Origin of the sequence: Novosphingobium sp. (genome assembly GCF_020852455.1) — a bacterium.
Taxonomy (GTDB): Bacteria; Pseudomonadota; Alphaproteobacteria; order Sphingomonadales; family Sphingomonadaceae; genus Novosphingobium.
The window spans coordinates 244112-253877 of record NZ_JADZAT010000015.1 but is presented as its reverse complement, the minus strand read 5'-3'; the positions used below and the strand labels follow the sequence as shown (position 1 = coordinate 253877).

Here is a 9766-nt window from a genome sequence, read left to right as displayed (position 1 = left end):
TATAGGGAGCGCTCCCCGCCGAATCGGCGGCCAGCGGAAACGCCGGAGTGTGGACGCATAGCTCAGTTGGTAGAGCAGCTGACTCTTAATCAGCGGGTCCTAGGTTCGAGCCCTAGTGCGTCCACCATTCCCCTCCCCATCGTCAGATCCTGTCGTGTTCTTGCAAGCGCTTGGCTGTGCCTGGCCCTAGGTGATCGGCTGTCTGATGAATGGGAGAATCCGGTATGCGCGCACGATTGGTAATTGCCGGCCTGGCCGCCTGCCTGGCGCTTGCGCCTTCGCATGCCAAGGCGCCCGTTGATCCCCGCTCAGCGATTGCCAAGCGGCTCACCGTCGATCTCAGGGACGATTTCACCAAGCACAGCCAGGCCACGATCCGCGCCGCGATCAAGCCGGTCGATATCAATTCGGACGGAGTGCAGGACTGGCAGGTTGACTGGAATGCGTTCGGCGCGGCCTGGTGCGGCACCGGCGGCTGCCGTTACCAGCTGTGGCTGGGCCGGCGAAAGGCCGCGCCCCTGCTGGTGTTCGATCGCCAGATGCGCGAACTGGATATCCAGCAGCGCGGGGCGCGAACGGTTTTCGTGTTCGATTTCCACGGCAGCGAATGCGGCGGCACCGGCAACATCGCCTGCCCCGGTGAGTTCAGCTGGAGCGCCAAGCGTGGCCGGATGGTGCTGCTGCCCACGCCCGGCAAGCACACCTCGATGAGCAATCCAATCGATTACGGTCAGTAAGAACGCGGCAGGCCGAGCACGTGTTCGGCCAGGTATGACAGGATCAGGTTGGTGCTGATCGGCGCCACGGTATAGAGCCGTGCTTCGCGGAACTTGCGTTCCACGTCGTATTCCTCGGCAAAACCGAAGCCGCCGTGGGTCTGCACGCACATATCGGCCGCCGCCCAGCTGGCTTCGCTGGCCAGCAGCTTGGCCATGTTGGCTTCCTCGCCAGGATTGCCGCCCTGATCGTAAACCTGCGCCGCATGGTGGACCATCAGCTCCGCCGCACGCATCTGGGCATAGCAGCGCGCAATCGGGAACTGCACGCCCTGGTTCTGGCCAATCGGCCGGGCGAAAACGCTGCGATCCTTGGCATAGTCGGTCGCCTTGGTGATGAACCACTTGGCATCGCCGACGCATTCCGCCGCGATCAGGATCCGTTCGGCGTTCATGCCTGACAGGATATAGCGAAAGCCCTTCCCCTCCTCGCCGATCAGGCTGGAAGCAGGGATCCGCAGATCGTCGAAGAACACCTCGGTGGTCGAATGGTTCATCATCGTGCGGATCGGCTTGATGGTCAGCCCATTGCCCAGCGCCGCGCGCATATCGACCAGAAAGATCGACAGCCCCTCGGTCTTGCTCTGCACCTGGTCGCGCGGAGTGGTCCGGGCCAGAAGCAGCATGAGATCCGAATATTCCGCCCGGCTGGTCCAGATCTTCTGGCCGTTGATCACGTAGTCATCGCCGTCGCGCACCGCGACGGTGCGCAGGCTCAGCGTGTCGGTGCCGCTGGTCGGCTCGCTCACCCCGAAGGCCTGCAGCCGCAGTTCGCCGCTGGCGATGCCCGGCAGGTACTGCGCCTTCTGCTCGGCCGAACCATAGCGCAGCAGCGTGTTCATGATGTACATCTGCGCATGCGCCGATGCGCCATTGCAGCCGCTGGCCTGGATTTCCTCCATGATCACCGCCGCAGCATCAAGCTTGAGCCCCGAACCACCGAATTCTTCCGGAATCAGCGCGGCGAGAAATCCGGCCCTGGTCAGCGCATCGACGAATTCCCCCGGATAGGCGCGATCGCGGTCCTTTTCGCGCCAGTAGTCCCCCGGAAACTCCGCGCACAGCGCCTGCACGGCGCGGCGGATTTCGGCGATGTCTTCGCTTTCGGTCATGCTGCGTCCTTAACCGAACGGTTAAAACGCGCAAGCGGCAGCTTGACCTTCGCGCGCGAGATGGCAAGTTGCGGATGAAAACCAAAAGAGGGGGTTGAGGATGCGCAAGGCTATTGCCCTGACAGTCGTGCTGCTTGGTTCGACTGCACTGCTGTCGGGCTGCGACAAGGTGAAGCAGGTGGTTACCGGCAAGACCGAGATCGCCAACACCGCCTATCCGGAAAAGGTCTATTGGGGCGATACGCACCTTCATACTTCGAACTCGCCCGATGCTTTCGGGTTCGGCACCAGGCTCGATCCGGTCCAGGCCTTGCGCTTTGCACGCGGCGAAGAGGTTACCTCGTCAACCGGACAGAAGGCCAAGCTGGCCCGGCCGCTCGACTTTCTGGTGATCAGTGACCACTCGGACGGTTTCGCGACGATCAAGGACCTTTACGAAGCCCCCCGGGCGATGATCACCGAGCCGATGCTGCTGCGCTGGTACGACATGCTGCACGAAGGCCCCGAAGGCTCGATGCGGGCCACGGCTGAACTGATCGACGCCAAGGCCAACAACCGCCTTCCCGCCGCAATCACCAACCCTGCCGGCGCCGAACAGCGGCTGCGCAACAACTGGCTGGCGCACATCGCTGCGGTCGAGGACTATAACGAACCGGGCAAGTTCACCGCCTTCATCGGGTTCGAATACACCCTGATGGACGAAGGGCGGAACCTGCACCGCAACGTGATTTTCCGCGACAGCGGCAACCGCGCGGCAACCGTTTTGCCGCTGGCCTCGTTCGGGACCACGGTCCCCGACGGGCTGTGGGATTATATGGATTCCTATCAGGCCAAGACCGGCGGCAAGGTCCTGGCCATTCCGCACAATTCGAACATGTCGAACGGGCGGATGTTCATGATGACCGATCCGTCGGGCGGTCCGATGAGCGCCGAATACGCCCGCCGCCGCGCCGCGCATGAGCCGATCGTCGAAATCACCCAGATCAAGGGTGACAGCGAAGCCCATCCGTTCATGTCGCCCAACGATGAATTCGCCGGCTATGGCACCGCCGGGTGGGAGATCGGCGACCTGATGATGGTCGAAAAGACCACGCCTGAAATGCAGCCGGGCAGCTATGTCCGCGAGGCTTTGAAGCGCGGACTGCTGATCGAGCAGCGCACGGGCGCGAACCCCTATCAGTTCGGGGTGATCGGATCGACCGACTCGCACACCTCGCTCGCGACTGCCGATGAAGACAACTACTTCGGCAAGCATTCCGGAGTCGAACCCAACCCCAAGCGCGCCACCGAAGCGCAAAATCTGGGCACGCGCGAAGGCCGGTTCGGCTGGAACTACCTGGCCAGCGGCTATGCCGGCGTCTGGGCCACCAGCAACAGCCGCGAAGCGCTGTTTGACGCGATGATGCGCAAGGAAGTCTTTGGCACCACCGGCCCGCGCATGACCCTGCGCGTGTTCGGCGGCTGGGACTTCAAGGCCGAAGATATGAAGGGCGACTGGGTGAAGGCCGGTTATGCCCGCGGGGTGCCGATGGGCGGCACCCTGAAGAGCGGAAAAGGCATGCCCAGCTTCATCATCTCCGCATTGAAAGATCCGATCGGTGCGAACCTTGACCGGGTCCAGGTGGTCAAGGGCTGGGTCGACAAGAACGGCCAGGCACAGGAAAAGGTCTTCGACGTCGTCTGGAGCGACATGGACGGCAAGCGCAAGCTGGCTGGCGGCAAGGTGCCGTCGGTTGGCGATACAGTCGATCTGGCCAAGCCGAGCTATCAGAACTCGATCGGCGCGCCCGACCTGGCGACAGTATGGAGCGATCCCGAATTCGACCCTTCGGTTCGTGCCTTCTACTACATCCGCGTGCTCGAAATCCCGACCCCCAGCTGGGTCGCCTTCGATGCCGTGCGCTACAAGTTGACGCTCGATCCCAAGATCCCGCTCAAGCAGCAGGAACGCGGCTACACCTCGGCAATCTGGTACAATCCGGCCGGCTGACGAAAGGAATGGCAATGAAAAAGTCTCTGGGCGCGGTCGCCCTGCTGCTGGCCGCAACGGCGCTCACCAGCAGCTGCGACAAGGTCAAGCAGGCCGTTGGCGGCAAGGTTGAAGTCAAGAACACCGCCTATCCCGAAAAGGTGCTGTGGGGTGATACCCACCTGCACACGTCGAATTCGGTCGATGCTTTCGGGTTTGGCACCCGGCTTGGCCCGGAGGAGGCGCTGCGCTTCGCTCGCGGCGAAGAGGTTGAAGCAACCACCGGCAGCAAGGCCAAGCTGGCCCGCCCGCTCGACTTCCTGGTCATCTCTGACCACGCCGAGGGGATAGGTTCGACCAAGGCGCTTTATGATGCACCGCGGATGATGATCACCGATCCGCAGCTGCTCCGCTGGTATGACATGATGCACGCGAGCCCGGAAGAATCGCTCAAGGCCATGGGTGAAATGCTGGCGGTACGCGCATCGGGTAAGCCCAACCCGGCGATGAGCGACACCGCAGCCGCCGAGAAGCGCACTGCCAAGCTATGGACCGAACATATGGACACGGTCGAGCGGTACAACGAGCCCGGCAAGTTCACCGCCTTCATGGGCTTTGAATACACCCTGATGCAGACCGGCAACAACCTGCATCGCAATGTCATCTTCCGCGACGGGGTGGACAAGGTGTCAACGGTCAAGCCGCTTGATCCGGGCGATGCCAAATGGCCCGAACACCTGTGGGACTACATGGAGGCCTACGAAAAGAGCACCGGCGGCCAGGTTCTGGCGATCCCGCATAACGGGAACGTCTCGAACGGGTTGATGTGGATGCTGACCGATCCAAGCGGCGGCCCGATGAGCGCGGAATACGCGCGCCGCCGTTCCGAACACGAACCGATCGCCGAAATTACCCAGATCAAGGGCGACAGCGAAGCCCATCCGTTCCTCTCACCCAACGACGAATTTGCGGGTTATGGCACCAGTGGCTGGGATCAGGCCAACCTGTTGGGCAACATCGCGACCAAGCAGGAAGACCTGCCCGGGTCCTACGTGCGCGAAGCGCTCAAGCGCGGGATGCTGATCGAACAGCGCACCGGCGTGAACCCCTACAAGTTCGGTGTGATCGGCTCGACCGACAGTCACACCTCGCTTTCGACGCCTGACGAGAACAACTTCTTCGGCAAGCATACCGGCGTCGAACCCAGCGCCAAGCGGGCCACAGCCGGGTTCGTACCCGGTGTGCCGTCTGGCCGGATGAACTGGCAATCACTGGCCAGCGGTTATGCCGCGGTCTGGGCAACCAGCAACACCCGCGAGGCGATCTTTGACGCGATGAAGCGCAAGGAAGTCTATGCCACCACCGGCCCCCGCATGACCGTGCGGTTCTTCGGCGGCTGGGATTTCAAGGCAGACGACCTGAAGGGTGATTGGGTCAAGGCCGGCTATGCGCAAGGCGTACCCATGGGCGGCAGCCTGAAGACCGGCGGCAAGGGAGCACCCAGCTTCATCGTTTCGGCGCTCAAGGATCCGGTCGATGGCAACCTTGACCGGGTCCAGGTTATCAAGGGCTGGGTCGATAAAGCCGGCCAGGTTCATGAGAAGGTCTTTGACGTCGTCTGGAGCGAGATGGACGGCAAGCGCAAGCTGGCGGGCGGTAAGGTGCCCGCAGTTGGCGATACCGTGGATGTCGCTGCCGCAACCTATGCCAACACGATCGGCGCACCCGAGCTGACCACCGTATGGAGTGACCCGGAATTCGATCCGACCGTGCGGGCGTTCTATTATGTGCGCGTGCTGCAAATCCCGACGCCAACCTGGATGGCTTACGACATGGTCAAGTACAAGCTGACCCTGCCGGCCGAGATCCCGCTCAAGCATCAGGAACGGGCCTACACCTCGGCAATCTGGTACTCGCCCGCATAATGGACTGGCCCGCCTGACATGGATTACAAAGCGACTGCCCGGCGGCTCCTGAAGGAGCCGCTGGTCCATTTCCTGATCGCCGGGGCCATGGTCTTCTGGCTGCTCTCGGGCCGCGCACCCGACCTGGGTGAGCGCCGGATCGTGGTCAATGAAGCCGTGGCCGGCGCGCTGGCCCAGCGGTTTTACGACAGCTTCCGGCGCATGCCATCGCAGGACGAGCTTGACGGCCTGATCCGCGACTATGTGACCGATCAGGTCTATTATCGCGAAGCGCTGCGGCTGGGGCTGGACCAGGACGATGAAGTCGTGGTTCGGCGGATGCGCCGCAAGATGGAATCGCTGGCCGTTGCCGATGCCGAAGCAGCCACCCCGGGCGATGGTGAACTTCAGGCGATGATCGACAAAGACCCGGCCCGCTATGCCGAGGATCCGCACACCAGCTTTGATCAGGTCTATCTGGGGGCCGACACGCCGGAGAACCGCATCCAGGCTGATGCCAAGCTGGCGCTGCTGCGGGCTGGAAAACCGGCCAGCGGGGTTCCGGCTCCCCTCCCCGGCCAGCTGACCAAGGCCTCTGCGAACGACATTTCCGGCATGTTCGGCGATGAGTTCACTCTGGCGTTGCGGCGCTTGCAGCCGGGCCAGTGGCAAGGCCCGATTGCTTCGGGACTGGGGCTGCACCTGGTCAGGATTACCGCCCGCGAAGCATCCGCCAAGCCCAGCCTGGCAACCGTGCGGCAGCGGGTCGAGAATGACTGGCGCGCCGCCGCCGTGGCCAAGGCCCAGTCCGAAAGTTACGCCCGGATCCTCAAGGGCTATGATGTGGCGATCGAGCTTACGAAGTGATCCGCCTGCTGCATCTTGTGCTTGCTGTGGTCATGCTGGCGCTGGCCCTGCCGGCGCAGGCTGACGAATTGCGCCCCGGATACCTCGAACTGACCCAAAAGGACGCGCAGCACTGGAAGCTGGTCTGGAAGGCCCCGGTGCTGGGCGGCCTGGCGACCCGCACCAAGCCGCTGTTTCCTGACTTCTGCACCCAGTCACCGCCAGTCGCCCGATTGGAGAACGCGGCGCTGGTGGCCGACAGCATGTTGACCTGCCGCCAGGACCTGGCCGGGCACAAGGTCGGTATCGCCGGAATGGACGGCGCCTTTACCGATGCGCTGGTGCGGATCGCGCCTTTGGGCCGGCCGGTTCAGGCCAGCAGACTCACCCGGCAGGAACCAACGATCGAAGTCGCGACTGTTCCCGACCGCTGGGAAGTGGCGCGCAGTTACCTTGGCCTGGGGGTGATCCACATCCTTGAAGGCTATGACCACCTGCTGTTCGTGATCGCGCTGGTGCTGCTGTTGAGTCGCCCCTGGACGGTGATCAAGGCCGCAACAGCCTTCACGGTGGCGCATACCATCACGCTGGGCGGGGCTACACTAGGGCTGTTTGGTCTGCCGCAAGCCCCGGTTGAGGCACTGGTAGCACTCTCGATCGTGTTTCTGGCGGTCGAGATTATCAAACAGAAGCCGGGCGAACCGCGTCTGTCGGAACGCATTCCCTGGGTGGTCGCCTTCGGGTTCGGCCTGATCCACGGCTTTGGCTTTGCCGGCGCCTTGCGCGAAATCGGCCTGCCCGAAGGCGACGTGCCCACCGCCCTGTTGACATTCAACATCGGGGTTGAAGCCGGGCAACTGCTGATCATCAGCCTGTGCCTGGCGGTGATCGCTTTGCTGCGCCGTTTCAAACCCGTGGCCTTGCGCCCGGCAGTGCTTGCGGCCAGCTATGCAATCGGGATAACGGCCAGCTTCTGGTTCATCGAACGCATGGTTGGTTGACCACTCAGGAGATTTTCATGTCGGACGCACCGGTCCTCTACAGCCTCGACGATAGCGGCATCGCCACGATCACGCTCAACCTGCCCGAAATCCGCAATCCGATTTCGGATCACGACCTGATCGAAACGCTGCTCGATCGGCTGAGCGATATCGAGAATGACCCCAATGTCCGGGTGGCGATCCTGACCGGGGCCGGCCCCGCCTTTTCGGCGGGCGGCAACCTCAAGATGATGAAGCCCGATGCGGGCGGCCTCAACGCCAGCCTGCCGGCCCGCACGCGGCGCAATTACAAGAGCGGGATTCAGCGCCTGCCGCTGGCCTTTGCCGCGCTCGAAGTGCCGGTAATCGCCGCAGTCAATGGCCCCGCGATCGGCGCAGGACTTGATCTTGCCTGCATGTGCGACCTGCGCGTGGCCGGCGAAAGCGCCAAATTCGCAGAAAGCTTCGTCAAGCTGGGGATCATCCCGGGCGATGGCGGGGCCTGGCTGTTGCAGCGGATCGTCGGCTTCTCCAAGGCTGCCGAACTGACCCTGACCGGCGAGACGATCGACGCCGCCGAAGCGCTCAAGATCGGGCTGGTTTCGCAGGTTGTGCCCGACGACCAACTGCTCGATGCCGCGCGCAAGATGGCCGAGCGGATCGCCTGCAACCCGCCCTTCGCGGTGCGAATGGCCAAGCGGCTTATCTGGGACGCGCAGTCAATGTCGATCGGGCAGGTGCTGGAAATGTCGGCCGCAATGCAGTCGGTCGCGCATGCCACCAGGGACAATGCCGAAGCGGTCAACGCCTTCCTTGAAAAGCGCAAGCCGGTCTTCAAGGGCGACTGATCCACAGGCAATGTGATTGATGGTTGGGTATCACATTTTAATGTGATACCCCGCGAATCATGACCAACAACATCATCGATCGTGTCCGCCGCCTCGTTGCCGATGGCGGGATGTCGCGCGCCGGACTGGCGCGGGCCGCGGGGCTTCATGCCAACACCCTGCGTGACTGCACCGAGCCTGACTGGAACCCCACCACCGAAACCCTGCGCAAGCTTGAACGCTTTCTGTGGGACAGCGAGGAGGAGCCGGTTCTGGTCGGGATCGAGGAGATCATCGACGAAGCGCGCAACGGCCGGATGTTCATCCTGGTCGATGACGAGGACCGCGAGAACGAGGGCGATCTGGTGATCCCGGCGCAGATGGCCACCCCCGATGCGATCAACTTCATGGCAACCCACGGCCGCGGCCTGATCTGCCTGACCCTGACCCGCCAGCGCACCGAGGCGCTGGGGCTGGAACTGATGAGCCGCCACAACGGCACCCGCCACGAAACGGCTTTCACCGTTTCGATCGAGGCGCGCGAAGGCGTGACCACCGGGATTTCCGCCGGTGACCGTGCCCGCACTGTCGCGGTGGCGATCGATACCAGCAAGGGCAAGCAGGACCTGGTCACCCCTGGCCACGTCTTCCCGCTGATCGCCCGCGATGGCGGTACGCTGGTCCGCGCGGGACATACCGAAGCCTCGGTTGATATCTCGCGGCTCGCCGGCCTCAACCCCTCGGGCGTGATCTGTGAGATCATGAACGAGGACGGGACCATGGCCCGGATGGACGATCTGGTGCCCTTCGCGCGCAAGCATGGCCTGAAGATGGGCACGATCCGCGACCTGATCGAATATCGCCGCAAGCACGATCACCTGGTCGAATGCGTCAGCGAAGCGCCCTTCACGTCGGACTATGGCGGCGAATGGACCGCCAAGAGCTATCGCAACAAGACCGACGGCACGGTCAACATCGTGCTGCAGAAGGGCCACATCGTCGTTGACGAGCCGACCCTGGTGCGGATGCACGGGATCTCGATCTATTCCGACGTGTTGGGCCAGCCCGGACCGCGCAAACGCGTGCTGCAGCGCGCGATGGACGAGATCGGCCGGGCGGGTGCCGGCGTGATTGTGCTGCTGATGCCAACCTCGCCCGAACAGCTCAACGCCGAAGTGTCGCGTTCACCCTTGCCCGAGATGGACCTGCGCGCCTATGGCATCGGGGCGCAGATCCTGGCGGACCTGGGCATCCATGACATGGTCCTGCTGACCAATTCGCACCGCAATATTGTCGCGATCGAAGGTTACGGCCTCAACATCGTCGGCGAACGCCCGATCCCGGAGTAAATG

At 63.1% G+C, this 9766-nt stretch carries 8 protein-coding genes and 1 tRNA gene; 8 read left to right on the top strand and 1 reads right to left on the bottom strand.

Annotated features, from left to right (window positions below; genetic code table 11):
• The first annotated feature begins 51 nt into the window (after nucleotides 1-51).
• Nucleotides 52-127: transfer RNA gene (locus tag IT549_RS08810), tRNA-Lys, on the top strand.
• 82 nt (nucleotides 128-209) lie between these two features.
• Nucleotides 210-737 carry a hypothetical protein gene (locus tag IT549_RS08805; RefSeq protein ID WP_292972094.1) on the top strand — a complete coding sequence of 176 codons (528 nt, stop codon included), beginning with the start codon at nucleotides 210-212 and terminating at the stop codon, nucleotides 735-737.
• Here IT549_RS08805 and IT549_RS08800 read toward each other — a convergent pair.
• Nucleotides 731-1888, bottom strand: a complete 1158-nt coding sequence (locus IT549_RS08800; RefSeq protein ID WP_292972092.1) for an acyl-CoA dehydrogenase family protein — start codon at nucleotides 1886-1888, stop codon at nucleotides 731-733. The two genes, IT549_RS08805 and IT549_RS08800, sit on opposite strands and share 7 nt — an antisense overlap.
• Before the next feature lie 100 nt (nucleotides 1889-1988).
• Between IT549_RS08800 and IT549_RS08795 the strand changes: the two genes are divergently transcribed.
• The 6 genes from IT549_RS08795 to ribB are packed head-to-tail and all read left to right on the top strand — an operon-like array spanning nucleotide 1989 to nucleotide 9763.
• Nucleotides 1989-3878 carry a DUF3604 domain-containing protein gene (locus IT549_RS08795; RefSeq protein ID WP_292972090.1) on the top strand — a complete coding sequence of 630 codons (1890 nt, stop codon included), beginning with the start codon at nucleotides 1989-1991 and terminating at the stop codon, nucleotides 3876-3878.
• Nucleotides 3879-3892: 14 nt separating this feature from the next.
• On the top strand, nucleotides 3893-5782 hold the full coding sequence (locus tag IT549_RS08790; RefSeq protein WP_292972087.1) for a DUF3604 domain-containing protein: 1890 nt from the start codon (nucleotides 3893-3895) through the stop codon (nucleotides 5780-5782).
• 18 nt (nucleotides 5783-5800) lie between these two features.
• Nucleotides 5801-6628 carry a peptidylprolyl isomerase gene (locus tag IT549_RS08785; protein ID WP_292972085.1) on the top strand — a complete coding sequence of 276 codons (828 nt, stop codon included), beginning with the start codon at nucleotides 5801-5803 and terminating at the stop codon, nucleotides 6626-6628.
• On the top strand, nucleotides 6625-7608 hold the full coding sequence (locus IT549_RS08780) for a HupE/UreJ family protein (RefSeq protein ID WP_292972082.1): 984 nt from the start codon (nucleotides 6625-6627) through the stop codon (nucleotides 7606-7608). Before IT549_RS08785 ends, IT549_RS08780 begins: the two co-directional genes overlap by 4 nt.
• A 17-nt stretch (nucleotides 7609-7625) precedes the next feature.
• A complete protein-coding gene (locus IT549_RS08775) occupies nucleotides 7626-8435 on the top strand; it encodes a crotonase/enoyl-CoA hydratase family protein (protein WP_292972080.1) in 810 nt (269 codons plus the stop codon).
• Nucleotides 8436-8494: 59 nt separating this feature from the next.
• Nucleotides 8495-9763: a 3,4-dihydroxy-2-butanone-4-phosphate synthase gene (ribB, locus tag IT549_RS08770; RefSeq protein ID WP_292972078.1), complete on the top strand. Its 1269-nt coding sequence runs from the start codon at nucleotides 8495-8497 to the stop codon at nucleotides 9761-9763.
• Nucleotides 9764-9766: the final 3 nt, after the last annotated feature.